This is a genomic window from Pseudomonas purpurea (assembly GCF_039908635.1).
GTDB classification, from domain to species: Bacteria; Pseudomonadota; Gammaproteobacteria; order Pseudomonadales; family Pseudomonadaceae; genus Aquipseudomonas; species Aquipseudomonas purpurea.
Genome location: NZ_CP150918.1, coordinates 860,386 through 886,197, shown reverse-complemented (window position 1 = coordinate 886,197; position 25,812 = coordinate 860,386). Strand labels below are relative to the sequence as shown.

The following is a 25,812-nucleotide window of genomic DNA, read 5'->3' as shown; positions in this document are numbered from 1 at the left end:
CCGCCATCCAATCATTCCACCGCAACGGGTTGAATGATCACCGTCTCAGGCTTTCCAGGGATTGATCACTTCAACCCCTGGAAACTCGAAATCCCTGACATTGCGCGTCGCAATCGGGGCACCGTGAGTTCGACAAATCGCGGCAATCTGCGCATCGGCCATCGATGCAGCCCGACCGCGGGCCTCGCAGCCCGCGACCAACACGGCGTACTCGACAGCCGCGTGGGCATCAAACGGCAGAATCCTTCCGACAAAGTCTTCTTCAAACATTGCCATGGCATGAGCTTCAAGTTTTTGTTTACGCTTGCCAAAGGGCAACCGGGCAATTCCATGAAGAATTTCCGCCACGGTGATCGCGCTGATTGCCAGATCCATCGCCGGTTGAGCGTCAACCCACGCCAACACCTGAGGGGCGGGGTCGACCCGCATGAACTCAGAAAGCACGTTGGTATCCAGTACGATCATTCGGTGAAATCCACCGCTGTGGCTTTCTCCTGACGCGACGGCAAATCAAGCTCAACCCCGCCACCGGCCCTGAATCGATTGTGGATCCGGCTGCCCAGACCGCCGGCACGATCAACGTTCGACAAGGCCCTGGCCAATATCAGCCGGGCTTCTTCTTCCATCGAGTGGCCACTGTGAGCCGCCGCAACGCGCAGTTGCTCCTTGATACGGTCATCAAGGTTTCGAATCGTGATGCTGGCCATGATGCCTCCTGCAATCAATGAAATCATTGATTGAGACTAGCACACCGTCCCGGCCAGATAACTGCGCAACCGCCCGGCGGTCTCACGCACTGATCGCACTGGTAAACACCAACCGATTCCCGAACGGGTCGTTGAGGGTCATGTCCTGGCTGCCCCAGGGCATGGCCTGGATCTGCGGGTGGGCGTAGCGGTAAGCCTTGGCCTGCAAGTGCTGCTGGAAGGCTTCCAGCTCATCGGTTTCGATGCGCAGCGCCGAACCCGGTGTGGCGTCGCCGTAGTGCTCAGACAAATGCAGCACACAGTCACCGCGTGACACTTGCAGGTAGAGCGGGAAGTTTTCGTCGAAACGGTGCTGCCAGTCGAGGGTAAAACCGAGGAAGTCGACGTAGAACTCCAGCGCCTTGGCTTCATCGAAAATCCGCAGGATCGGGGTGACTTTACCGAAACTCATTGCGCTGCTCCCAGGCTCAAAGACGCCCTTCATCATAGGCTCTGTGGCGTGAGTGAGAACGTCTTTGCGCTCATATCTGCGACGCCACGGGTTGTCAGCGCTTCGGCCCGGCAGAGGGTTTCTTTAATCTCACAATGCCACCACTGTGACGAACTCCGCAGATCAACGCTTCAGACTGACGCAAAGCCCGAACTCAAGTTGCCTTCACGCGCCAGAAACCGCCCGGCCCGCGCCCCGTTCGCCCGCCCCTCGACATAACTGCGCACACCGTTGACCCACACCCCGTCGATGCCTTCGGCCGCACGTTGCGGGTCGTTGAAGTCCGCCACGTCGCGCACGCGCGCAGGGTCGAACAGCACCAGGTCCGCCCAGTGGCCTTCACGGATTTCGCCACGTTGCTTGAGGCCGAACCGTGCGGCTGAAAGACCGGTCATCTTGTGCACGGCGGTGTGCAACGGGAACAACCCGAGATCGCGACTGAAGTGCCCCAGCACCCTTGGAAACGCGCCCCACAAACGCGGATGGGGGAACGGGTCTTCCGGCAGACCGTCGGAGCCGATCATCGACAACGGGTGCGTCAGAATCCGCCGCACGTCCGCCTCGTCCATGCCGTAATACACCGCGCCGGCCGGTTGCAGGCGACGAGCCGCCTCCAGCAGCGGCACATCCCACTCGGCGGCGATGTCCAGCAAGTCGCGGCCCCCCACCTCCGGGTGCGGAGTCGACCAGGTGATGGTGATGCGAAACGCATCGGTGACCTGCTTGAGGTCCAGTGTCGAAGAGCTGGCAGCGTAGGGATAACAGTCGCAGCCGACCGGATGGGTTTTCGCCGCACGTTCCAGGGACTCAAGGAGCTGCGGACTCCTGCCCCAATTGCCCGCACCGGCGCATTTGAGGTGGGAGATGATCACCGGTGATTGTGCATGTCGGCCGATCTGAAACGCTTCGTCCATGGCCTCCAGCACCGGTTCGAATTCGCTGCGCAGATGGGTGGTGTAGACCGCCCCGAACGCCGTCAGCTCTTCGGCCAGTTGCTGCACCTCATCGGTGGAGGCCGAGAACGCGCTGGCGTAGGCCAGGCCCGTGGACAAGCCCAACGCGCCGGCCTCCAGACTCTCGCGCAACTGCTCGCGCATCGCAGTGATTTCGTCGGGTGTGGCACTGCGAAACAGGTCATCCAGATGATTGCTGCGCAGCGCCGTGTGGCCCACCAGCGCGGCGACATTCAGTGTCGGACTCGCCGCTTCGACGGCGGCGCGGTAGTCGCAAAAGCGTGGATAGACAAACGCCGCGAAAGTGCCAAGCAGGTTCATCGGGTCGGGCGGCTCGCCGCGCAAACTCACGGGCGAGGCGCTGATCCCGCAGTTGCCGACAATCACCGTGGTCACGCCCTGGCTGAGCTTGGGCAGCATCTGCGGCTGGCGGATCACCACCGTGTCGTCATGGGTGTGGACGTCGATGAATCCCGGTGCCAGCACCTTGCCTGCCGCGTCGATTTCCTCGTCGGCGCTTGCATCATGCAAGTCACCGATGCGCTCGATGCGCCCGTTCTTGATCGCCACGTCGGCGGGGTAACCGGGGCGGTTGCTGCCGTCAATGAGCAGGGCGTTGCGGATCAGCGTGTGGTACTGCATGTCAGTCTCCCAGCGGCAGGTGATCGTCGCCGCCACGGTAGTCGTCGAGGGCGAGTTTGATCCGCCGCAAACGCTCTTGATTGTCTTCAGGCCGGGCCAGCGCCAGCTCGGTGGCGAGCACGTCGATGGCCAGCAGCATGCCGTAGCGCGCTGCCGTGGGTTTGTAGATGAATGAGGTTTCAACGCTGTGCAGCGGCAGCAGCACATCGGCCAGGTCCGCCAGCGGCGAATCGGCCAGGGTGATTGCCACAATGCTCGCGCCGTAGCTGCGAGCCAGCTCGACGGCTTCCAGCAACTCGGGAGTGATGCCGGTCAGCGAACAGGCGATCAGCGCATGCTCGGGGCCGAGCGAAGCGGCGGTGACGCGCATCATCACCGGGTCGTGGCAGGCGGCAATCGGATAGCCGAGGCGCACCAGCCGCACTTGCAGTTCATCGCTGCACAGCGTCGAGCCGCCGCCCATGCCAAACGCGTGAATCATCCGCGCATTGCTCAGCAACTTCACGGCCTCGGTGAAACGCGCCTCGTCGAATGCCGACAGGTGCTGGCGCAAGGTCGACTCGATGTCACTGACGATCTGTCCATAAAACGCTGACTGTTCAGGTGGGTTCGCCGGGTCGAGGAAACGGCTGCCGACGCCGCTGGCCTGAGCCAGTTGCAGGCGCAAGTCACGCAAGTCGCGACAACCCACGCTGCGGGCAAACCGCGAGAGCGTCGCACTGCTGACCTCGGCCCGCAGCGCCAGTTCTTCGAGGCTGGCGCTGGCGGCGAAACCGACGTCATCGAGCATCAACCGGGCGATGCGCCCTTCGCCGGCGCTGAAGGAATCCTGGCGGGAGCGGATCTGATAGAGGATGTCCATGGGCGATACCTGGTGACTAGAGCAATTGGGACAGGCCGAGGGTCAGGCCGAAAGCGACCAGCGAGATCAAGGTTTCGAGCACCGTCCAGGTCTTGAAGGTCTGGGTGACGGTCATGTTGAAGTATTCCTTGATCAGCCAGAAACCGCCGTCATTCACATGAGAAAAAATAACCGAACCGGCGCCGGTCGCCAGCACTAACAGTTCCGGGTGGGGATACCCCAGACCGATGGCTACCGGCGCGACCACCCCGGATGCGGTGGTCATCGCCACCGTCGCAGAGCCCGTGGCCACCCGCATCAACGCCGCAAATAACCAGCCCATGACCAGCGGCGACAACTGGAACTCGTGAGCCAGGCCAACGATCTGGTCGGTGACCCCGGCGTCCACCAGAATCCGGTTCAACCCGCCACCCGCACCGACCAGCAAGGTGATGCTGGCCGTCGGGGCCAGGCATTCGTTGGTGAATTTGAGGATCGATTCACGGTTGAAACCCTGCGCCAGGCCCAGGGTCCAGAAGCTCAGCAAGGTTGCCAGCAACAGCGCGATCACCGAGTTACCAATGAACAGCAAGAACTGGTTGAAGCCGCTGCCCGGTGTCGAAATCAGGTTGGCCCAACCGCCGATCAGCATCAACACCACCGGTAGCAGAATCGTCGTCAGGGTGATACCAAAACCCGGCAAGCGGTCCCGTGGTTCGCGCTCGATAAATTGCCGCTCCAGCGGGTTCTCCGCCGGCAGTTGAATGCGCGGCACGATGAACTTGGCGTAGAGCGGGCCGGCAATGATCGCCGTGGGAATGCCGATCAGAATCGCATAGAGCAACGTCTGCCCCACCGATGCCTGATAGGCCTGCACCGCCAGCATCGCGGCCGGGTGCGGCGGCACCAGCGCATGGACCACCGAGAGCCCGGCGACCATTGGCAGACCGACCATCAGAATCGACACACCTACGCGCCGCGCCACGGTGAACGCGATCGGCACCAGCAACACGAAGCCGACTTCGAAGAACAGCGGCAGCCCCACCAGAAACGCAATGCAGACCATCGCCCAGTGCGCGTTTTTCTCACCGAAACGGTCGATCAACGTGCGCGCCATCTGCTCCGCGCCACCGGACTCGGCCATCATCTTGCCGAGCATCGTGCCCAGCGCCACCACTAGCGCGATGTGCCCCAAGGTCTTGCCGACACCCGCCTCGTACGCCCCGACCACGCCCGATGGCGGCATCCCCGCGAGCAGTGCCAGGCCAATGGAAACCAGGGTGATGACGATGAACGGATTGAGCCGGTAACGGGCTATCAGCACGATCAGCGCAATGATGGCGATGGCGGCGTAGATCAGCAGCCAATAACCGAAGGATGGTGTCATGCGGTACTCCTCGAAAAAGGGTCACGTCGATGTGTTGTGAAACTCATAAATCATTTCGAGGATGTGTTTTCAAATCTTATGAAAGTAATTTTCGCGCAGAGGTATGGAATGTCGTTTTCAGGCAGGTGTTGTCGCGATTAATGAAAATCCACGCAGTGTTTTTTCATCAATCGCCGCGGGCACTCCGACATGACATAAACGCCAGACCACAGGACAAATTTATAATTTGTTAATGTTTTACGATAATAAATCATGTAAATTCCGCGCCCCGTCTGACTAAGGAAAGGATTTTTCATGAATGCACACACCACGTTCAGGCTGCGCAAGCGCATGCGCTGGATCAGTCTGATGACCGTTGCCCTGGCCTGGGCCTTGGCCTGCAGTGAGATCGTCACCTACATTTCCAGCTGGACCCTGTGGGGCGACGTGACCCGTGAAGCCTACTTCAGCGGCTTCAGTGACCTGTTGCCGGGGCTGCTCAAGGAAGGCTTCGAACAGTCGACGCTCGCCGCCGGTCTGATCATGGTCCTCGACGCCGTGTTGCCGCTGATGGCTGCCGTGGGCATGACCGCCGCCGGGTTCTTTTTCCTGCGCCTGTCACGCAATGAAATCTGCTCGGAGCGCAATATTCGCTGTATCTCGCTGATCGGCATTTTGATTATCATGGAGCCACTTCTACAGCCCATCCTGAACAGCTTGCAGGTGCTGGCGCTCTCCATCGATCTCCCGCCGGGTGATCGTGTCTTTAGCTTCTCTGTCGGTTTCAGCTCAATGGCTTCCTACCAGATTGTGATGGGTATTTTCCTGACCTCATTCAGCCTGGTTCTGCGCGAAGCCAAGCTGTTGAGCGAAGAACAGAGTCATTACATCTGAGTTGTGCAATGAGCATTATCATTCGGCTTGACGTTGCGATGGCAAAACACAAAATGCGCTCCAAGGAGTTGGCCGAGATCATCGGCATCTCCGAGCAGAATTTGTCGCTACTGAAAAATGGCAAGGTCAAGGGCATCCGGATGGAAACGCTGGAGAAGATCTGTCGCGCACTCGATTGCGAGCCGGGAGATCTATTGGAGCTGTCAAAAGATTGAATGGGTTGTAGATGTCCTTCAGAACCGTTGTGTTGTCGTTTTCGCTGTTGGTTTTATTCACGCTCCAGGGCTGCGGCCCGCGCATCACCTACTCCTACTCGCCGCCAGAAACCGAGGCCGGCATGAACTGCGTCAGGGAGTGCAACACACAAAGAGGCCAGTGCAAGATGATGGCGCAAATGCAGGCCAGCAATGAGCGGGCCCTGTATGACGCCAAGCGCATGGCCTACGACTATTGCAGCCAGAACAAAGATAAAAAGAAGCGATCGGCCTGCGTTTACCCTTTCCAGAACTACAACTACGGCGACAGCTGTGGGGATGAGTACCAGGCCTGTTATCAGGGCTGCGGCGGGATCATCACCCCCATCATCCATCAGGACTGAGCCCCGAGCGGGGTCGCGCCCCGCTTCCTCCCTCACATTTCCCCGACCGCCCCGCAGACAGGAGCGCTACCATGGCGCCCTGGTATTTCTGCGTATCGACAGGGAGTGATCACCGATGAAACCCACCCGCTTCATGGCCCCGCTGACGGGCACCTTTTTGCTGCTTGGCCTGTGCGGTTTGGCCCAGGCTGCCGATGACGGCTACAGCCCGGCATACGCCCGCTGCATGTCGGCCTCGGGCGGCGTCACCGCCGACATGCTCGATTGCCTGGGCACCGAATTGCACGTTCAGGATGGCCGGCTGAACAAAGGTTACAAGGCTGCGATGGCACTGATGGAAGGAGGCAAGAAGGGCCAGTTGCAGGACGTTCAACGGCTGTGGCTCAAGTACCGCGATGCCAAGTGCGGATTCCTGATAGACCTGACCGGCGGCACCGTCGACGGGCTCAACCAGTCGTCCTGCGCCCTGGAGATGACCAAGACCCGGGCCGAGGAACTCGAAAGCCTGGCCCAGCCATAACGCGATGATCGCCCCCACGCAAAACGGCCCGCGCGGGGGCGATCCGTTGTGTTACTTCACAACCTGGCCAACTCCACGCCCACGTGGGTCGGAGGCCGTTTCCAGGGTCTTGCCGGTGACCTGGATCGCCTGGATATCGCCCATCTCCCAGCCCTGATCTTCCAGGGTGTAGCCCATCGCTTTCAGCTCATCGGCAACCTTGCCGGTAAGTGGCGCGTAGGCGTCGTAGTAGATCGTGTCCTTGGGCAGCAACTGGTGATGGACGCGTTGCGCGGCCACGGCTTTTTCCAGCGGCAGGTTGAAGTCATACAGATTGTTCAGCACCTGGAAGATCGAGGTAAAAATCCGCGAGCCGCCCGGCGTGCCCAGCACCAGCGTGACCTTGCCGTCGCGAGTGACCAGGCTTGGGCTCATCGACGACAACATGCGCTTGCCCGGCGCGATGGCATTGGCGTCGCCGCCGACGACGCCAAAGGCGTTGGCCACACCGGGTTTTGAGCTGAAGTCGTCCATTTCATCGTTGAGCAAAAAGCCTGCGCCCTTGACCACCACACCGCTGCCGTAATCCCAATTCAGTGTGTAGGTGTTGCTCACCGCGTTGCCGTCGGCGTCGACGATGGAGAAGTGCGTGGTCTGATGCGGTTCAAGGCCCGGACGGACTTTCTCGGTCAGCGAAATGGCGGTCGGGTTGACCTCCGCCGCGCGTTTTTTCAGGTACTCGGGATCCGTGAGCTGTTTGACCGGCACGTCGGAGAACGCCGGGTCGCCGAGGTAATCGGCACGGTCGGCGAACACGCGTTTTTCGATTTCGGCGAGCAGGTGAATGTACTTCGCCGAGTTCAGTTCGACGCCTTTGAAATCGGCGGCGCGGTCTTCCTTGATGGCGATCAGTTGCGCCAGCGCGATGCCGCCGGAGCTCGGCGGTGGCGCGGTGTACAGCGTGTTGCCGCGCCAATTGACCGTCAGCGGCTGACGCCAGTTGACCTTGTAGTCGTGCAGGTCTTCCTTGCTGATCAGGCCTTTGTCGGCCTTCATTTGAGCGATCAGCAAATCGGCGGTTTTACCCTCATAGAACTCGCTCGCGCCCTTGTCGGCGATCCGTTCCAGGGTCGCGGCCAGTTCGGGTTGGCGGAAGGTTTCACCGGGTTTCATGCTGCCGAAATAGTCGCCGAAGTTGGTCGTGCCGTTAAACAGTTTCAGCGCATCCTCGCGGTACTGATACTGCTTGTCCGCCACTTTGAAACCGCTTTTGGCGTAACCGATGGCCGGGGTCAGCAGCTCGCTCCAGGGCAATTTCCCGAACTTCTTGTGGGCTTCCCACAAGCCCATCACCGTGCCCGGCACACCGGCAGCGCGGGCGCCGACCAGGCTGAGGTTCTCGATGACTTCGCCTTTGTCGTTCAGGTACATGTCGCGGGTCGCGGCTTTGGGCGCGGTTTCGCGGTAGTCGAGGAAGTACGGTTTGCCATCGATGAACAGGGTCATGAACCCGCCGCCCCCAATGTTCCCGGCCTCCGGGTACGTCACCGCCAACGTGAAGGCTGTGGCCACCGCCGCGTCGACGGCGTTGCCGCCCTTCTTCAGAATCTGTGCCGCCACATCGGCGCCGTACTGGTTTGGCGAGGCGACCGCGCCGCCCTCCAGAACCGCCGCGAACGATGAGGCGCTGGCAGCAATCGCCACCGACAGGGCCAAGGTCTTGAACAACACAATGCGCATGAGATCCGTCCTTTTCTTGTTATTGAGGCAGGACGAACCATAGGCGTTGGCAAGGGGTTTGATCAAACCCGAAAACGCAAACGGCTGCCCTTGGGCAGCCATTTTGTGACGCGCTCCGCTTACACCCTCTCGTAACCAACCCACTCCACCACCGAGGTACGCTGGAACGAGTTTCGAGGACTGATCCCCGCTGAAAAATCCGGATTGCCCAATTCAATCTTGCGCAGAGGTCACGATCTCAGCCAGCAAACACCGATGTCGCATAACCGGCCAACTTCTCCTGGATGAAGTCCAGGAAGCACTGAATCCGCAAGGCCAATTGGGAGTTGCGGTAGTACACCGCGTTGATCGGTTGGCGATAACCGCTGTTGGCCTCTGCCAACAGCAACGTGAGCCGCCCGCTCTGGAGGTCATCGACGGTCATGAAGTGCGACAGGCACGCAATGCCCTGCCCTTCCAGCGCCAGATGCCGCAGGGTTTCACCACCGGAAGCGCTGATGCCCGGCTGAATCTGCCAGCGGTCGCCGTGCTCATGACGCAACGGCCAATGGTTGAGGGTTTCGGTCTGGGTGAAGCCCAGCAGCGTGTGCCCAGCCAGCTCGGCGACGGTGGCCGGCGTACCGTGTTTTTCCAGGTACGCGGGGCTGGCGAGGATGTGCAGCGGGCTGCACCCCAGGGAGCGTGCGTGCAAGGTCGAATCCGCCAATACCCCGATACGGATGGCGATGTCGGTGCTCTGTTCCAGCAGGTCAATGTTCAAGTCGTTGCTGTTGAGCTCCAACTGAATGTCTGGGTACAAACGGCGGAACTCATCGATGTACGGCACGATGACGTGCAGCATGAACGGCGCCGCCGCGTTGATCCGCAACCGCCCGGAAGGGGTTTTGTGACGCGAGGACAAACGCTCTTCGAGCTCGTCCATCTGATCGAGAATCAGCTTGGCCTGCTCAAAGAAGTACTTGCCCTCTTCGGTCAGGTCCATGCGCCGCGTAGTGCGGTTGATCAACGTGGTGTCGAGCTTGGCCTCCAGCCGCGACAGTGTGCGGCTGACCGCCGAGGGCGTTTGCCCGACCTGTTCGGCCGCCGCGGAAATCGACCCGCATTCAATTACGCAGACAAAAACCTGCAATTCATCGGATCTGGCTTTCACGTGTGCCCCTTCAATCAAAACAGGTTTGATAGTAGCCGGATGCGGGGCATCACGCAGGTTATGCCGGAAGGTTGAATGCCTGCTTGAGGTGCTGCTCGTAGCGTGCAACGTCGGCTTCAATGTTGGGACGCTTCATCACGTCGACACACAGGAAGGTCGGCAGTGCGCTCATGCCGAGGAAGGTATTGGCCTTGTGGAACGGGAAGTACACCGCGTCCACACCTTTGGCTTCGAAGAAATCGGTCGGGTCGTCGAAGGCTTGCTGCGGGGCGTTCCAGGTCAGCGACAGCATGTACTGTTTGTCGTGCACCAGGCCGCCGCTGCCGTACTTTTGCGACGCATCGGAACGGGTCCGGCCGTCACTGGCGTAGAGGCTGCCGTGACCTTCGGTGAACACTTCGTCGATGTACTTTTTCACGGTCCAGGGCGCGCCCATCCACCAACCCGGCATCTGATAAATGATCACGTCGGCCCAGAGGAACTTGGCGACCTCTTCAGCCACGTCGTAACCCGCGTCGATGTGGGTGACTTTGACATCGAGACCACCGCGATCCAGCACGCTCAGTGCCGCTTCGTGCAGGGTGGTGTTGTAGCGACCGTCGGAGTGGGCGAATTGCTTGCCACCGTTGAGCAACAGGACTTTTTTCATGGGGAGCCTCATCAGGGTCCGGTCCACCGCGCTGTGGATAAGTCGCGGGATCGGGAAGGTGTGAATGTGATGGCGGCAGAGTATCGATGAGGCCCCCCATGAATAAGCCCGAAGCCGGCAAAATACATTTGACCAAAAGGCACGAATCACTCAGCGATTGTTGCCGTAGGATTTTTCAACCCCCGCACCTGAGGAGTTCTACGTGAACCAACAACACGGTTTTATCCTGCACGCCAAAACCCGCCCGGAACAAAGCGACGCCTTCGAAGCGCTGTTTCGCGCCTATGTGGAACCGAGCCGCGCCGAGCCCGGTTGCATCGAGTACCACATGTTGCGCGACCAGCAGGACCCGACGCTGTTTATCTTTTACGAGATCTGGCAGTCCCGGGCGCATCTGGATGTACATTCGAATTTGCCGCACATGCAGCAGTTCTTCGACAACCGCATGGAGTACCTGGAGCGTGATTTCGACATCCGTCGCATCAACATGCTCAGCCCGTCCTCGGCTAGCCGCTGATCAACAGGTGCCGTCGAGCAAGCCCATGGCCACCGTCGGCAGCCCCAGGCCAATCACGCCTTTGCTCATGCCTGCGAGTGAACGATCCATAGCCTGACCCCTGCAAAAAACAGATATCAATTGCGAATCACTCGCATCCTCTGCTAGCGTGCGCGCTCCTGAACGCCCCCCGATCAAGGTAGTGCTGTGCCCTCCTGGAATACGCAGATCGCTCGCCTGTTCACCGAACAGAAGAAAGCGCTGGAAGCCTTTGTCACCCGCCGCACCGGCAGCGCGCAAGTGGCGGCCGACCTGACCCAGGAATCCTTCCTGCGCCTGGCTCGGCTGGACTCCGGGGAAAAGATCGACAACTTGCCCGCCTTTCTCTTCACCATCGCCAGCAACCTGGTACGCGACCATCAGCGCCAAGCCATTCGCCGTGAGCGCATGGAGGCCGGTGAGCCCAGCGATGAGCTGCCGTGCAGCACCCCTTCAGCGGTGGATCAATTGGCGGCTTATCAGGACGAAACGCTGATGCACGACGCTATTGGCGCGTTGCCCGAAGCGACCCGGCAGATCTTCCTGCTCTATCATGTCGACGAATGCTCCTACCGGGAGATCGCCGAGCGCCTGACGATCAGCCCGCGTAGTGTCGAATACCAATTGCGCCGTGCGCTGATCGATTGCCGGGCTTACATCCAGGCTCGGTTGGCCAACGATGCCAAAGGCTCGCGCCCATGAGCCGCGACCTTGCTGCTGTGGAACCCCTGATGACCGAATCCGCTGCATCGGTGCCCGCCGATGACCTGTTTGCCGAAGCCTCGGGCTGGTACTTCCGCCTCCAGGCCGACGACGTCACGGCCGCCGAACTGGACGCCTTCGCTACCTGGCTGGCGCAGGGCCAAGCGCAGGACCACGCCTGGCAAGAGGTCCAGGCATTGCTCGGCGGTTTACGCGAACCGGCGCGCCAGCACCGGGAGGCCGAGCGTGCACGCTGGAAAAACCCGCTGCGCTCGCAATGGACACCGTGGGCCTGCGCCGCGACGGTGTTTTTGATGGTGGGGCTGGTGGCGCTGCAAACGCCGTGGCTCGACCGCTTGCGTGCCGACTACGCGACTGGCACCGGCGAGACCCGACGAGTCGAACTGGCCGACGGCTCGCAGCTGCAACTCAATACCGACAGCGCCGTGCAGGTGCGCCTCAGCGCGGGTGAACGTCAGGTTCGCCTGTTGCGTGGCGAGGCCTGGTTCGAGGTGACGAAAGATGCCGCTCGGCCATTTCTTGTGCAATCCGGCGACGGCTGGGTGAAGGTGGTCGGCACGCAATTCAGCGTCGCCCGGCGCAGCGAGCAGACGCGGGTGCAGGTTGCTCAGGGCAAAGTCGAGGTCAGTGCCGGCACGGGTGAACCGGTCTCTCTGGAGCCAGGGCGTGCGGTCGAGTATCAGGACCGGCAACTGACCACGGTGCACGGCTTTGACCCCGCCGCCGGGTTTGCCTGGCGCCAGCGCCAACTGGTGTTTCGCCAGCAACCGCTGGCAGAAGTGGTCGACGAATTGAACCGCTACTGGCCCGGCCGGATTGTCGTGCTGGGCGACGGGTTGCGCGAGCGGCGAGTGTCTGGGGTGTTCGAAATCGACAAACCCGATGCCGTACTCAAGGCGCTGGTCTACACCCTCAACCTGCGGGCCGATCACTACACCCCTTACTTGCGGGTGTTGCGTGAGGGCTGAATGCTCTCCTCCACAGCCTTTCTGCAAATAATTCTCAAATACTTTCAGGGTTTTCCCCGGCAACGTCGTCCTTGATCACTGAGGCGCAAACAATAAGCACTCTCTAGTAGTGCCGCGCCTGACCATCGACTTCGATCACTGGGGAAACACTCATGGGACATCTGACTGCCACGCGGCGCCTGCCGGGCCTGCCGACTCTCCTGACGCTGGCCATCGGCCTGGCCGCCAGCGGAGCGCCGGTTTACCTGCACGCCGCACCCGCCGCACAGGCTCAGGTTTATCGCTTCGAGATTCCCGCACAGTCGCTTGATGCGGCGTTGGTGGCGTTTTCGGCGGTCACGCGGATTCAGGTGCTGGTGTCGGCCGATGTCACCCAAGGCGCGCATTCGCCCGGTGTGAGTGGCAGCTACTCCAAGGATCAGGCTCTGGCACGGTTGCTCGATGGCACCGGGTTGAGCGCCAGCTTCATCGACAGCGACAGCGTGACCCTGCAAAAGCGCCAGTCTTCGGACACCGCACTGGAGCTGGGCGCGACCACCGTCAGCGGCCAGCAGTTGGGCACCACCACCGAGGGCAGCGGTTCGTACACAACCGGCGCGGTGACGCTGGGAAAGGGTGAACAGAAGCTCAAGGACATCCCGCAATCGGTCAGCGTCCTGACCCGCAAACGGATGGACGATCAGGGCATCAACACCCTGACTCAAGCTGTGGAAGCCACACCCGGCCTGATCTCGGTCAAGTCGCCTGGCCCGGGCATGTTCATCTTTGCTCGCGGTTTTGACATCGAAGCCCTGCAATACGATGGCGTGCCGGTGCCTCGTAACGTTTATGCGCTGGGCAGCTACATCACGGAAAACATGGTGATCTACGACCGCATGGAAATCCTTCGCGGCGCGGCCGGCCTGCTACAGGGCGCGAACAGCCCGGGCGGGGCGATCAACCTTGTGCGCAAGCGTCCTCAGCACACACCCACCGTGACCTTGACGGCCAAGGCTGGCAGTTGGGATCGCTACGCGTCCCAGGCGGATGTCGGCGGCCCGTTGAACGATGAGGGAACGATCCGGGGTCGCGCGTTGGTCAACTACGAGAAGGGTCACTCCTTCACTGACTACCAATGGGGCTGGGAACAAACCGTGTATGGCGCGCTGGACTTCGACCTGGGGCCAGACACGGTGCTCGGTGTCGGTTTCAGCAACAAAAAGAGTCAAGGGCGCCCGTACTTCATCGGTATTGCGCGATACGCCAATAGCAATGCACTGCCGCTGTCGCGCTCGACGTACACCGGGGCTACCTGGAACCGTTCGGAGAATGACCAGACCGCCGTTTACCTAGATCTGGAGCATCACTTCAACGACGACTGGAAGCTCAAGGCCTCGGCCATGGCGATGAACGAGTCCAATGAAGCGACGTATCAGTTCATCGCCGGCACCGTCCCTCTCGGCACGACCACGGGGCCGCGTTTTTCCGACTATTCCACCGACTTCTACGGCAAGAACCGTGGGCTGGACGTTTACCTGACCGGCGAATTCGAAGCGCTGTCGTTCAAGCAAAACGTGGTGCTGGGCGCCAACTATTCCAAGTACACCACCGACGACGGCTACGCTCGGGCGTTCTCGCCGGGCGTCGATATCAGCGACATCGATCACCACCGCCCGAATCAGTCTTACAACAGCATCGCCGACACCGCGAACCTGGCACTCAGTACCTATGACGTTCGCCAAAAAGGCATTTACGGATCATGGCGGGTCAAACTGACCGATCCGCTGACACTGATTCTCGGTGCACGCACCAGTTGGTACGACTTCGCGTTCGACCAGGACAACTTCGTCGCCCGAAAACTGCAAGAAGGCGGCGAGAAAAACTCGGTCAAGAGCAGTGGCCAGGTCACGCCTTATGCCGGTCTGGTGTATGCGCTCAACGATCAGTGGTCGGTCTACGGCAGCTATGCCGAGGTGTTCATTCCTCAGACTCAGTTGACCAAGGGGAAAACCGGCCTGACACCCGTCGAGGGACAGAACTACGAGCTGGGTCTCAAGGGCGAGTTGATGGATGGACGGCTCAACGCCTCGCTGGCGATGTTCCGCTACATCCACAAGAATCGGGCGGTCTCCGACTTGAGCACGGACATCGAAAGCAATGAAGCGTGCGGTGGCTGGTACTGCTCCCTGGCGTCGGGCAAGGTGCGCAGCCAGGGTGTCGAAGCCGAATTGAGCGGGGAAGTGGCACCCGGCCTGCAACTGTCTGGCAGCTACACCTACAACACCACCACGTTCCTCAAAGACCCCGAAATGAAAGACAAGGTCTTCAACACCGCGACCCCAATGCACATGCTGCGGGTCTGGAGCGATTACCGACTGCCGGGCGACTTCGACAAAGTCAGCGTCGGCGCCGGGGTCAATGCCCAGAGCACCACCGTCAGCTCCGACCGCAAATTCGCCCAGGCCGGTTTCGCGATCTGGAACTCGCGGGTAGCCTACGATGCAACGGATGAAGTCACCCTGGCCGTGAACCTGAACAACGTATTCGACAAGAACTATTTCATTCCGGCCTACAGCCAGTTGTTCGCCAATAACTACTACGGCGACCCGCGCAACGTGATGTTCAGCGTGACCTACAAACCGCAGTTCTGAGGGATCGGATCAACCGGAGCGTGATCGCTTCGACGGGCAGCAAAGGAATGCTGCCCCTGCCCTCTTACCCCAACGCGTTGCTGCACGCCTTGACTCTCCCCTGAGGGGCAGACTTTACCCTTGGGGTCTGATCCTCAAGGAGCGCTCACATGGGCAAACGCATTCTGGTGATTCTCGGCCATCCCTCCAGCCACAGCTTCTGCGGCGCGCTGACCGAACGCTATGTGCTGGCCGCGAAAAACGCCGGGCATGACGTGCGGGAGTTGCGCCTGGGCGCACTGGATTTCGACCCGATCCTGCGTGAGGGTTACCAACAGATTCAGCCGCTGGAAGCTGACCTGATACAGGCACAGGCGGACATCACCTGGGCCGAGCATCTGACCTTCGTCTACCCGATCTGGTGGGGCGCGATTCCGGCGTTGCTCAAGGGTTTTCTGGATCGCGTGCTACTGCCCGGTTTCGCCTTCAAATACCGTCCGGGCAAGGCCTTCCCGGAAAAACTGCTGCGCGGGCGCACCGCCGATCTGCTGGTGACGATGGACACGCCGCCCTGGTATTACCGCTGGGTCTATCGCATGCCCGGGGTGCACCAGATGCGTAAAACCACGCTGGCGCTCTGCGGCATCACGCCAAAGAAAACCCTGACCTTCGGCCCGATTCTCAACTCAACGGCAAGCCAGCGGGAAACCTGGCTGCTGCAAGCGCAGGCTATCGCCGGGCGTTGAGTCTCGCGGATAATCGCCGACGTCATCAGGGACATTCGGCAAAGGGATTTTTCATGTACATCGGCAAAGCCGCGCAGCTGTCAGGCACGACCATCAAGAGCATCCGCCACTACGAAGCCATCGGGCTGTTGCCGCCGGCGCAACGCCAGGGCAACTACCGCATCTATGATCAACAGAGCATCGAGTTGCTGAGCTTCATCAAATGCGCCCAGCAACTGGGTTTCAAGCTCAAGGACATGCAGGCGATATTTCACAAGCATCGCGGTCAGGCCCTGCCGTGGGACCTGGCGCGCCAGGCGATTGCCGAGAAGAAACAGGAACTCCAGAACACCATCGCGGCGCTGACTCGCCAGCACCAGCAATTGGCGGATTTCGAAAGCAGCCTCACTCAGGCGCAAACCGACTGTCCGCTTGAACATATTTGAACATGAGCGCGTTTCTGGACAGCTCGATGTCGAGCACAGACAACTGACCCGTTGCCGGGCGCTATAGGGTGCGACTTCAGTTCTCCCTACCGCACGGAGTCAGCATGTCCAGACCCATTACCGTCCTTCGCGATACCCACCCGTTGCCGCTGCTCGACGCCTGCAAATGGGAAAAGCTGGAAGGCGACCCACACACCGTCAACCTCAACGCCTACACCAGCGAAGATGGCAGCAAGATCATGGGTACCTGGATCTGCACGCCGGGCAAGTGGCGAGTGGATTACGTGAAGTGGGAGTACTGCCATTTCCAGGAAGGCTATTGCGTCATCACCCCGGACGGCATGGAACCGATCCATCTGCGCGCCGGTGATATTTTCGTGGTTGAGCCGGGGATGAAAGGCACCTGGGAAGTGGTCGAGACGGTGCGCAAATATTTCGTGTTCGCCTGAAACAAAAAACCGAGAGACTACCCGACGTAGTCTCTCGGAAAACATTCAAAAACATCTGTAGCGCAGGGCGCTTTGTGGCGAGGGAGCTTGCTCCCGCTCGCCTGCGAAGCAGTCGCAAAACCGGCCCACGCGGTGTGGACTGAAAGAATGCAGGGAGTGCTGCGCACTCCAGCGGGAGCAAGCTCCCTCGCCACAGAAAGCTCATTCACCGCCAGACCCAAAACCCCTATTGGGGTTTGCGATAGCTGTTGATGATCGCCGAGAAATCCTTGCCACCTTCGCCGCGCAGGCTCATCGCCTGATACAGCTGCTGAGCCACCGCGCCGAGCACCACCGGTTGGTGTGCCGAACGCGCCGCTTCAGTGGCCAGCCCCAGATCCTTGAGCATCAGCTCGGCGCCAAAGCCGCCGGTGTAACCGCGTGAAGCCGGCGCCGTTTCGACGATGCCCGGCCACGGGTTGTACATCTCCGAACTCCAGCAACGCCCGGTCGAACTGTTGATGATCCCCGCCAGCACCTGAGTGTCGATACCCAGCGCATCGCCCAAGGCCATGGCCTCGCTGACGCCGACCATCGAAATGCCCAGCAGCAGGTTGTTGCAAATCTTGGCGATTTGCCCGGTGCCGACATCACCGCAATGCACGATGTTGCGGCCCATTTGTGCCAGCACCGGTTGCAGGGTGGCGAACAGTTCAGGCGTGGCGCCGACCATGAAGGTCAAAGTCCCGGCCGCCGCGCCACCAGTGCCGCCGGACACTGGCGCATCGGCCATGGTCACGCCCTGTTTGGCCGCCGCCGCCGCGACTTCGCGAGCGGTCTGCGGGTCGATGGTGCTGCAATCCACGGCCGGAATGCCCTTGGCGATCCCGGCCAGCACGCCGTCTTCAGCCAACCAGACGCTGCGCACATGGACAGCGGCGGGCAGCATGGTGATCACCAGTTCCGCGCCTTGGGCCGCTTCACGCGCAGAGGCGCTGATGGTGCCGCCCAGTTGCGCCAGCTCGGCGAGTACGGTTTTGTTCAGGTCGACCAGGTTCAACGAATGGCCGGCCTTGATCAGGTTGCGCGCCATCGGCGCGCCCATGTTACCGAGACCGATAAAAGCAATTTTCATGGTCGGCTCCTTAACGCAAATTGATGGTGGTGTTCACACCGTCATTGACGCTGTCATCGTCGAACCAGCGGCTGGTGACGGTCTTGGTCTGAGTGTAGAACTGCACCACCTGCTTGCCATACGGGCCAAGGTCGCCGAGTTTGGAACCGCGTGAACCGGTGAAACTGAAGAACGGGACAGGCACCGGAATCGGAATGTTGATCCCGACCTGACCGACGTCGATTTCGTTCTGGAACTTGCGCGCTGCCGCACCGCTTTGGGTGAACAGGCCGGTGCCGTTGCCGAACGGGTTGGCGTTGACCAGCGCAATCGCCTGATCGAGGGTATCGACATCCAGCACCACCAGCACCGGGCCGAAGATTTCCTGGGTGTAGATCTGCATCTCGGGAGTTACGCCGGAGAACAGGGTCGGGCCGATGAAGTTGCCCTGCTCGAACCCCGCCACCTTGACGTCACGACCATCGAGTTCCAGTTTCGCGCCTTCCTTGATGCCGCTTTCGATCAGGTCAAGAATCCGCGCCTTGGCGCGCTTGGAGATCACCGGGCCGACATCCGTACCGGGCTCGCTGCCAGCGTTCACTTTGAGTTTTTGTGCCAGTGCCTTGAGGTCCGGCAGCCATTGCTTGGCCGCGCCCACCAGCACCACTACCGAGGTGGCCATGCAGCGTTGACCCGCCGCACCGAAACCGGCGCCGACCAAGGCATTGAGGGCTTGCTCACGATTGGCATCGGGCAGCACCACCGCGTGGTTCTTGGCGCCCATCATCGATTGCACGCGCTTGCCGTGTTTACCGGCCAGGTCGTAGACGTGAGTGCCGACGGCCGTCGAACCCACGAACGAAACAGCCTTGATGTCTTTATGGGTGCAGAGCGCATCCACCACATCCTTGCCGCCGTGCACCACGTTGAGCACACCTGCTGGAACGCCCGCCTCGATGGCCAGTTCCACCAGCAACAGGGTCGACAGCGGGTCCTGCTCGGACGGTTTAAGTACGAAGGTGTTGCCGCAGGCGATCGCCATCGGGAACATCCACAGCGGAATCATCGCCGGGAAGTTGAACGGGGTGATGCCGGCGCAGACGCCGATGGGTTGGCGCAGGGTGTAGGTATCGACGCCACCGGCGACGTTTTCGGCGAACTCGCCCATTTGCAGGCTGCCAATGGAGCACGCGTGTTCGACCACTTCCAGGCCACGGAAAATGTCGCCTTCAGCGTCGGCGATGGTCTTGCCCTGCTCGGCGCTGAGGACCACGGCAATACGTTTGGAGTGCTCGCGAATCAGTGCCTGAAGCTTGAGCATGATGCGCATCCGCGCGCCAATCGGCGTCAGCTTCCAGGTCTGGAAGGCGCGATGAGCGGCGCTGATCGCGGCGTCGACTTCCGCTGGCGTCGCAAACGGAACCTTGGCCAGCACTTGCTGGGTCGCCGGGTTGACGATGTCGTGCCACTCGGTGGTCTGGGACTCGACCCATTCGCCGTCGATCAACAACTTGACCTTGTGCAGCGTGGTTTCGTTAGGCGTGAGCGATGCGTTCATGACGGTCTCCTGGATGCTTTTTTATAGAGAGAGCTTGTTATCGAGGGAGCCAAGGCCGGAAGTCGCCTGATGTCCAGGCGGGTGCCGCGAATTGGTTGTCGGACTGTTTTTGGAGTATAGATGTGCAAACTTCTAATAAGAACGCACATAAAAGCCGGTCCATCATGCAAAAAAACATCACATCACTGGGCGCCCTGAACTGGGACGACCTGAAGTTTTTTCTTGAAGTCGCGCGCACCCGCAAAGCCAGCAGCGCGGCCAAACGCTTGGCCGTCGATTACACCACGGTGTCGCGGCGCATCAGTTCGCTGGAAGGTGCGCTGGGCACCTTGCTGTTCGAAAAATCCCGGACCAACGGCTTCGTGCTGACCGCCGAGGGCCAGCGCCTGCTGGGTTATGCGGAGTCCATCGAAAGCACGTTGCACATGGCCTGCGAGCAAGTGTCCGGCTCGGGCGTGGCGCTGTCCGGGCATGTGCGCATGGGCTGCACCGAAGGCTTCGGCAGTTTTTTTATCACCCCGCAACTGAGCCACTTCGTCGACGCCTACCCGGCAATCTCGGTGGACATCCTGCCGCTGCCGCACTTCATCAGCCTGTCCAAGCGCGAAGCGGACATCGTCATCGCCCTGGAACGGCCGGAGCACGGGCCTTATGTCTGCTGCAAACTCTGCGACTATCGCCTGCAGCTCTACGCAACCCAGGACTACCTCGATCATCACCCGGTCATCCGTCGCCCAGGCGATCTGGCCAAGCATCAGTTCATCAGCTACGTCGACGACCTGGCGTTCAGCTCGGAGCTGTTGTACCTGGCAAACGTGCTGCCCGGCGCCAGCGCCAACCTGCGCAGCACCAGCGTCATCGCACAGTTTGTCGCGGCGCAGCAAGGACGGTCATTGGCGATCCTGCCGTGTTTCCTCGCAGCCCAGGACCCACGCCTGCTGCCGGTGTTGCCGGAAGATATCAACATTACTCGTCAATTCTGGATGTACTGTCGCGAAGACTTGCGCAAGCTCAAGCGCATCACCTTGCTGTGGGACTACATTCGCAGCGTGACCGAGCAGAATCAGGCGCTGTTGATGGGGGAAACCCGCACGATGGTGTTTGCGCCGCAGTGATTTCAAGGAATCAGGTAGCGGCATCGTAACGAGGTCAGCAGGCCTTTGCCAACGGTTTGTGCCAGTGGTTGATACGCAACTTGTAACATCGGAGAGCATCTCCAATCACCTCAACGGCCTGACTTCCAGAGGCCCGCACGAGCGCGCTAAGGCCCCCCCATACAGGCGCACGATAAGGCTCAGGGGCGAGGGCCTACGGGGGAGTCTGCGCACGTATGCGTATTGAGGTGGTCACTCAGATTTTTCTATCAGATTCCATTGAAGAGCTCAAAGAACCAGTTCAGAAACATCACATGACGGAATATCCGCGAGGGGTTGCCGAAAGTCCTACCACCCTATAGCTTCAGATCTTAGGCATGGCGAGATGCCATCCCCATCTATCCATGGGTAGTCGGCCAGTCGGGTTACGCCCCATCGAATCAAGGAAGAACCACATGTCCTCAATCGTACCGAAGCCCCCTGAGCCAGCACTTCCAGCACTACTCTCAACGGTGCTTCCCGCATTAACCTCACTGACGACAGCACTTGGCATCCCAAGAACCGTTCTGGCAAGCGATGAGGAAATAGAGTACGCATGGCGAGACTTGCCACGTGAGCTTAGAGATATACCGGCACCATTGCGTGGAGAGTTGGTTGCAAGAATGTGTGTTGCGGTAAGCACTGGCCTTTTTGACAGTGCTATGAATTACATCTGGAACGCTGCCATTTTGCAGCTACGTACAAAAGTACGAAACTTTGGCCTGCCTATAGTTGCTCAAATTCTTCAGTCAGATTTTGAGGAAAAGCATCTATTAGAACTGCAAGATAGCCGACTCCTTGAACTTTCACTGAAGCTAAATCTGGTCAACGAGGACGGTTTTTTCTTCCTCGACCAGTGCCGTGATGTCCGGAACAATTTTTCTGCTGCACACCCCACTATTGGGACAGTAAATGATCGTGAATTCACTACATTCCTCAATCGATGTGTCCGCTACGCGCTTGCAGACGCCTCCTCACCACGAGGAGTCGACATTGGCGCTTTCATCACTGCAATCAAAGGTGCACGGTTCAACGCGAATCAAAATGGCGTTTGGGTGCAACGTCTTTCCGAAACTCACGATGCTCAGCGACAAATGCTGGTCGTTATGGTGCATGGAATTTATTGTGATCCCAACACGTCCGAGCCATCTCGACTCAACGCATTAGACGTTTGCAGCGCTCTCAACAATGGATTCACTGCTGACCTTCGATCAGATCTCGTGAACAAGCACAGTGAGTATGCAGCCAAAGGAGATGAACCGCGCCATACAGCTTCGCTCCAGTTCTTCGAGAAGCTTGGGCTTCTAACTCTTCTGAACGAATCGGAACAGCACGCGGTTTTTTACCGAGCAATTGATCGACTATGGAACGTCCACAACGGCACGAACAATTTCTATAACGAGCCTCCTTTTGCAGAACGCCTTTTAGAGCTTTCAAAGCAAAGTGCCATCCCTGAGACTATCCAAGAGCAATTTGTACAAGTAGTTGTCTGCTGCGTTATCGGAAATGGGTACGGCGTATGCTGGGCAGCGGTGTCAAGTTACGAGCAACTCATTCGCTCTTTTTCACCTCGGGAAGTTGCTATGATGATTGGGTTAGCAGCCACGCCAGCGACCACACTCGCTCGCAGAGTATCGAGCCATGCTTCTTGCCGCCAAAGATTTAAGCAAACACTAACACTCATAGACCCTGCAAGTGTCCCAAGCAGCGTAAAAGCGGCATATGATTTTTATATGAAGTAAATGACCTAAACTTACTCAAAGACTAACACGCCAGCTTACGAGTCCAAGCTGCAACTTAAAGGAGAACTGAACCGTGGCGGAAAACCTACCTTACAGCACTTCCATCGGAACACTTATTAACATGCTGGAAAAGATAAAGTCAGCATCCGTTCCCGAGAGAGTCACCCAAGACTTCGTTTCGACAAAGTTAGCCATGAAAGGTGGCTCCGCCGCCGCTTGCATTCCATTCCTAAAAAAGATGGGGTTTGTAGCAAGCAACGGAACTCCGACTGACTCGTACAAAGAGTTCAGAAATCCGAAAAAATCAAGAATCGCAGTCGGTAAAGCCTTCAAAAAGCTTTATCAAAAACTTTATGAGATGAATGAATACGTCCACGACGCTACTGACCAAGAGATACTTGGATTAATTGTGGAATGTACAGGCGGCGAAAAAGACTCATCAGTAACAAAGGCAACGCTAACGACTCTTAACGCACTTAGAAAAATTTCGGATTTCGACATTGAAAACAACGACGCAACCGAAGCGGTAGAGCCAACCAACGGCAGAGCAATACCAATTGAACCAACTCAATCAACACCTTCTCAGTTCCAGATACCGCCACAACACAGCTCTGGCAGCAAGGGAATCAACCTCGCCTATACAATTAATCTAAACCTGCCAGCAACTAAAGATATAGAAGTATTCAATGCCATATTTAAAAGTCTAAAAGAACATATCCTCGGAAACTAACATGGCCTTCGAAGAAACAGTAAAAGCATTTGGCATGACCAATATGCTGATCGAGTCAGAAATAGATCAACTGGAAAAAAGCCTCTCAATAAAACTTCGTAACGAAATTAGCAAAGAAGAAGGACAGAACGAAATCGAGAAAGCCTACTTCCCCCAGTTCGCAGAAACCTTGCGAATAGAGGCTGCGGAAATGGCCCGAAGCTACGAACTATTTTATTGCCTCGAAAAGACTATCCGACGGCAAATAACGGAGATCTTAGAACTTAACCAAGGTACTAATTGGTGGAACGACAAGACTATCCCTCAACAAATTTTTACTGACGTAAAAAAACGAGTACAACGAGAGCGAGACTCAGGTATCACTCCGCGCTCCTCAGACCAACTCGACTACACAAACTTCGGAGAACTCGGAGAGATAATAAAGTCAAACTGGCAAATATTCGCAAGTGTCTTTAACAACATAAAAGCAGTTGAGAAAATCATGTCCAATCTCAATTCACTCAGGAATCCAATCGCACACTGCAGCATGCTTGCAGAAGATGAAAAGCTCAGACTCGACCTCAGCCTTCGTGATTGGTTCCGACTGGCGGAATGAACCACAACCTTTACTTTAAAACTCGTGAGAGCAAGCTATTAGGCACGTGGCCGACCGTTTACTCTCACGAACAACACTTGATGTACGATATCAATCCTGAGTTAATTGCACTTCTAACTCTTTCCCTCTGACGCACTATAAAGCCCCATGAGAAATCTGATCGAACACCTGCCCGAGGGTAACAGCGACAATCGATCTGCCAATTCTACTAAGGTGATCCAACCCAAATTTATTCGGACTTTCATTAAGACGCCAATTCAATCGCCATAAGCTTTATTGATAAACAAAGCAAAATCGTCTCAGAACACGTAATCACCATTTTTACGGGCATTATTGGTAACGTAGGTGGCGTGACGTTGATATTTTTGAATCTCTTTCTGCTGAGTAGTGAGCATCTTGGGTGCCCTTCGGCCGGATGCCCTCCAGTCACAGCGATCATTGAAGACATGTCGCTCAACTAATGACGCACTGTGGTCATTACCAAGGCCGCGCATCTTCTCGGTGACCAACAAGGCGACCTCAGGCATCTCAAGGATTGCCTCGAAGGCGTCATAGACCATCGTCTCGAATTCGGGGGAGACCCATGCGGCGTATTTCAACGCAGCCCTCTTCGTTGCCTTGGTAACCGGAGTAGCTCCCTCGCCTACCGTGTCCAAGTTGTGGATACGCTCCATAGCCTTAGCATCCCTGTCACGCCACCGGCTTGGTCGTTTCGTCTTAGGTAACTTCAGGGTCTGCCAAATGTCGGTCAAGTTCCACATACCGGCGTCGCTTGCCTTAAACGATTGGCCCGCGATGATGATTAGGTGGTCCGCGTGTTTGTGTTTGATGTCGATGATGTTCATATTTTCATGTTCTCCATATTGGTTTGCCTTCTGGCCGACCTCCACGACCCAGCTACTCGACCCATGAAAGGTCTGAGCGTGGTTCCAGAAAGCAAGCCAATAGGGCGAGTAGGTTGTTGTGCGTGGGACCCAGAGCAGGCGGTCGGGCCTGTAAGTGTCCTTTGTGATGAAGGGAATCGTGGTCGCAAGACCGTTCCCAAACTCGATGGGCAGCACAGAGAGGAATCTTTAAGTTCTCCTCTCAGGAGGGATGTTGTTATCACAACTACCACCCCCCCTCACAGATGGCCCTGTAAGTGGCCCTGTAAGCAATTCAAGCCCACCAAGGGTCTTCGAGGTCTTCTTATAAATGCGGGTTTAATTCGATTGCCCAAGAGTACGAAGGTCGTAGTGCAGTTTGACCAACACATCTGGAGTCGGGATCACCAGTTCGTCAGCCCACGGATTCGCGCCGGGCAGGTAGTCACCGTTTATATCGGCGATCAAACTTGGCGGTCTGGCCTGCATCATGAATGGGATTGCCAACTCGATGGCCTTCATGTAGCGCTGAGCCTGTGACTGGCTGTAGCTGAAGAGTTCCTGCACGCCTGCGGTGGTCACCTCATCAAGCGCCTCAAGGATCACAAAACATTTCCTAACCGACAGCGGCATGGATTTTCCGCCAGTGTCGATGGGGCGAGCGTGCCAGTCCAGCCGTGCGATTCCCTCTACTATGTCCTGTGCGAAGCCTGGGTATCGACCATAAGCAGTCGGGCCAATGAAGGTGAAGAACGGATTCTTGATTGTTTTGGGTTTACGCCCTCGGTTGCTGACCGTGGGAGAATCCTTCGGAACAGTCCTTGGGGTGGCTCGCCGTCTCCCCTTCATGTGGTCAGCTATCCAGCGGTCTGTTCGCGCGCCTATACGTTTGTCCAACTCGAACAGTTCGGCAGGTGTCAGCATGGTGTGGCTCCTCATCAGCAATCGGTCGGACGAGATGTCGTTCCGGTTGTAGTGAGGGTTTTTGGAGATCGCCTGTGGGAGACCTGTGAGGATCGAAAAATGAACAGCAGTACACAGAAGCCAAGGCTAAGCTGGTGTCATTGCTCGTAGGCGTCTCAGCGCGACCATGGCTGTTTGGTCAGTTTCCTAT

General features: G+C 58.4%; 28 protein-coding genes. 15 read left to right on the top strand and 13 right to left on the bottom strand.

Features of this window, described 5'->3' with window-relative positions:
• Positions 1-45: 45 nt before the first annotated feature.
• From AABM54_RS03950 to AABM54_RS03925, 6 genes are all read right to left on the bottom strand, one after another.
• A complete protein-coding gene (locus tag AABM54_RS03950; protein WP_347903927.1) occupies positions 46-465 on the bottom strand; it encodes a type II toxin-antitoxin system VapC family toxin in 420 nt (139 codons plus the stop codon).
• Positions 462-707 (bottom strand): plasmid stabilization protein, encoded by a 246-nt coding sequence (locus AABM54_RS03945; protein WP_347903926.1) that lies wholly within the window; start codon positions 705-707, stop codon positions 462-464. The genes AABM54_RS03950 and AABM54_RS03945 overlap by 4 nt, the downstream gene beginning before the upstream one ends.
• 82 nt (positions 708-789) lie before the next feature.
• Positions 790-1,158, bottom strand: coding sequence for a glyoxalase superfamily protein (locus tag AABM54_RS03940; protein WP_347903924.1), 369 nt, complete (start codon positions 1,156-1,158; stop codon positions 790-792).
• A gap of 170 nt (positions 1,159-1,328) precedes the next feature.
• Positions 1,329-2,792, bottom strand: coding sequence for a D-aminoacylase (locus tag AABM54_RS03935; RefSeq protein WP_347903923.1), 1,464 nt, complete (start codon positions 2,790-2,792; stop codon positions 1,329-1,331).
• 1 nt (position 2,793) lies between these two features.
• Positions 2,794-3,654: a MurR/RpiR family transcriptional regulator gene (locus AABM54_RS03930; RefSeq protein WP_347903921.1), complete on the bottom strand. Its 861-nt coding sequence runs from the start codon at positions 3,652-3,654 to the stop codon at positions 2,794-2,796.
• 16 nt (positions 3,655-3,670) lie between these two features.
• On the bottom strand, positions 3,671-5,020 hold the full coding sequence (locus AABM54_RS03925) for a gluconate:H+ symporter (protein ID WP_347903919.1): 1,350 nt from the start codon (positions 5,018-5,020) through the stop codon (positions 3,671-3,673).
• Positions 5,021-5,314: 294 nt separating this feature from the next.
• On the opposite strand from AABM54_RS03925, the gene AABM54_RS03920 reads away from it, so the two are divergent.
• The 4 genes from AABM54_RS03920 to AABM54_RS03905 all read left to right on the top strand — a co-directional run bounded on the left by AABM54_RS03920 (position 5,315) and on the right by AABM54_RS03905 (position 7,011).
• Entirely contained in the window at positions 5,315-5,893 is a 579-nt protein-coding gene (locus AABM54_RS03920) for a hypothetical protein (RefSeq protein WP_347903918.1), read from the top strand.
• 8 nt (positions 5,894-5,901) lie between these two features.
• Positions 5,902-6,108, top strand: a complete 207-nt coding sequence (locus AABM54_RS03915; RefSeq protein WP_123584879.1) for a helix-turn-helix transcriptional regulator — start codon at positions 5,902-5,904, stop codon at positions 6,106-6,108.
• Positions 6,109-6,119: 11 nt separating this feature from the next.
• The gene (locus AABM54_RS03910) at positions 6,120-6,491 is read left to right on the top strand and encodes a hypothetical protein (RefSeq protein WP_347903916.1); all 372 of its coding nucleotides are present in this window, start codon (positions 6,120-6,122) and stop codon (positions 6,489-6,491) included.
• A 115-nt stretch (positions 6,492-6,606) separates the two neighbouring features.
• Positions 6,607-7,011 (top strand): lysozyme inhibitor LprI family protein, encoded by a 405-nt coding sequence (locus AABM54_RS03905; RefSeq protein WP_347903914.1) that lies wholly within the window; start codon positions 6,607-6,609, stop codon positions 7,009-7,011.
• Positions 7,012-7,062: 51 nt separating this feature from the next.
• On the opposite strand, the gene ggt is transcribed toward AABM54_RS03905, so the two are convergent.
• From ggt to AABM54_RS03890, 3 genes are all read right to left on the bottom strand, one after another.
• Entirely contained in the window at positions 7,063-8,730 is a 1,668-nt protein-coding gene (gene ggt, locus AABM54_RS03900; protein ID WP_347903912.1) for a gamma-glutamyltransferase, read from the bottom strand.
• Positions 8,731-8,968: 238 nt separating this feature from the next.
• Entirely contained in the window at positions 8,969-9,880 is a 912-nt protein-coding gene (locus AABM54_RS03895) for a LysR family transcriptional regulator (RefSeq protein ID WP_347903910.1), read from the bottom strand.
• A 58-nt stretch (positions 9,881-9,938) separates the two neighbouring features.
• Positions 9,939-10,529 (bottom strand): NAD(P)H-dependent oxidoreductase, encoded by a 591-nt coding sequence (locus tag AABM54_RS03890; RefSeq protein ID WP_347903909.1) that lies wholly within the window; start codon positions 10,527-10,529, stop codon positions 9,939-9,941.
• A 202-nt stretch (positions 10,530-10,731) separates the two neighbouring features.
• Between AABM54_RS03890 and AABM54_RS03885 the strand changes: the two genes are divergently transcribed.
• From AABM54_RS03885 to AABM54_RS03855, 7 genes are all read left to right on the top strand, one after another.
• The gene (locus tag AABM54_RS03885) at positions 10,732-11,046 is read left to right on the top strand and encodes a putative quinol monooxygenase (protein ID WP_347903907.1); all 315 of its coding nucleotides are present in this window, start codon (positions 10,732-10,734) and stop codon (positions 11,044-11,046) included.
• Between the two features lie 186 nt (positions 11,047-11,232).
• A complete protein-coding gene (locus tag AABM54_RS03880; RefSeq protein ID WP_347903905.1) occupies positions 11,233-11,766 on the top strand; it encodes an RNA polymerase sigma factor in 534 nt (177 codons plus the stop codon).
• Positions 11,763-12,755, top strand: coding sequence for a FecR family protein (locus AABM54_RS03875; RefSeq protein WP_347903903.1), 993 nt, complete (start codon positions 11,763-11,765; stop codon positions 12,753-12,755). Before AABM54_RS03880 ends, AABM54_RS03875 begins: the two co-directional genes overlap by 4 nt.
• Positions 12,756-12,907: 152 nt before the next feature.
• Positions 12,908-15,385 carry a TonB-dependent siderophore receptor gene (locus AABM54_RS03870; RefSeq protein ID WP_347903902.1) on the top strand — a complete coding sequence of 826 codons (2,478 nt, stop codon included), beginning with the start codon at positions 12,908-12,910 and terminating at the stop codon, positions 15,383-15,385.
• Between the two features lie 149 nt (positions 15,386-15,534).
• Positions 15,535-16,110: an NAD(P)H-dependent oxidoreductase gene (locus AABM54_RS03865; RefSeq protein ID WP_347903900.1), complete on the top strand. Its 576-nt coding sequence runs from the start codon at positions 15,535-15,537 to the stop codon at positions 16,108-16,110.
• A gap of 53 nt (positions 16,111-16,163) precedes the next feature.
• Positions 16,164-16,535: a MerR family transcriptional regulator gene (locus AABM54_RS03860; protein WP_347903898.1), complete on the top strand. Its 372-nt coding sequence runs from the start codon at positions 16,164-16,166 to the stop codon at positions 16,533-16,535.
• Positions 16,536-16,639: 104 nt separating this feature from the next.
• Entirely contained in the window at positions 16,640-16,984 is a 345-nt protein-coding gene (locus AABM54_RS03855; protein WP_347903896.1) for a cupin domain-containing protein, read from the top strand.
• A gap of 226 nt (positions 16,985-17,210) precedes the next feature.
• On the opposite strand, the gene mmsB is transcribed toward AABM54_RS03855, so the two are convergent.
• Positions 17,211-18,098 (bottom strand): 3-hydroxyisobutyrate dehydrogenase, encoded by an 888-nt coding sequence (mmsB, locus tag AABM54_RS03850; RefSeq protein ID WP_347903895.1) that lies wholly within the window; start codon positions 18,096-18,098, stop codon positions 17,211-17,213.
• 10 nt (positions 18,099-18,108) lie between these two features.
• A complete protein-coding gene (locus AABM54_RS03845; protein ID WP_347903894.1) occupies positions 18,109-19,635 on the bottom strand; it encodes a CoA-acylating methylmalonate-semialdehyde dehydrogenase in 1,527 nt (508 codons plus the stop codon).
• Positions 19,636-19,799: 164 nt separating this feature from the next.
• Here AABM54_RS03845 and AABM54_RS03840 point away from each other — a divergent pair, with 164 nt between their 5' ends.
• The 4 genes from AABM54_RS03840 (at position 19,800) to AABM54_RS03825 (ending at position 23,835) form a co-directional block, all read left to right on the top strand.
• Complete coding sequence (locus tag AABM54_RS03840) at positions 19,800-20,750, top strand: LysR family transcriptional regulator (RefSeq protein ID WP_347903893.1); 951 nt, start codon at positions 19,800-19,802, stop codon at positions 20,748-20,750.
• Between the two features lie 434 nt (positions 20,751-21,184).
• Positions 21,185-22,510: a hypothetical protein gene (locus AABM54_RS03835; protein ID WP_347903892.1), complete on the top strand. Its 1,326-nt coding sequence runs from the start codon at positions 21,185-21,187 to the stop codon at positions 22,508-22,510.
• A 73-nt stretch (positions 22,511-22,583) separates the two neighbouring features.
• Positions 22,584-23,240: a DUF5343 domain-containing protein gene (locus AABM54_RS03830; protein ID WP_347903891.1), complete on the top strand. Its 657-nt coding sequence runs from the start codon at positions 22,584-22,586 to the stop codon at positions 23,238-23,240.
• Position 23,241: 1 nt separating this feature from the next.
• Positions 23,242-23,835, top strand: a complete 594-nt coding sequence (locus AABM54_RS03825) for a Swt1 family HEPN domain-containing protein (RefSeq protein ID WP_347903890.1) — start codon at positions 23,242-23,244, stop codon at positions 23,833-23,835.
• A gap of 299 nt (positions 23,836-24,134) precedes the next feature.
• Here AABM54_RS03825 and AABM54_RS03820 read toward each other — a convergent pair whose 3' ends face one another.
• Both AABM54_RS03820 and AABM54_RS03815 read right to left on the bottom strand, forming a co-directional pair.
• Entirely contained in the window at positions 24,135-24,680 is a 546-nt protein-coding gene (locus AABM54_RS03820) for a KilA-N domain-containing protein (protein WP_347903888.1), read from the bottom strand.
• A gap of 357 nt (positions 24,681-25,037) precedes the next feature.
• A complete protein-coding gene (locus tag AABM54_RS03815; protein WP_347903886.1) occupies positions 25,038-25,622 on the bottom strand; it encodes a hypothetical protein in 585 nt (194 codons plus the stop codon).
• Between the last annotated feature and the right edge of the window lie 190 nt (positions 25,623-25,812).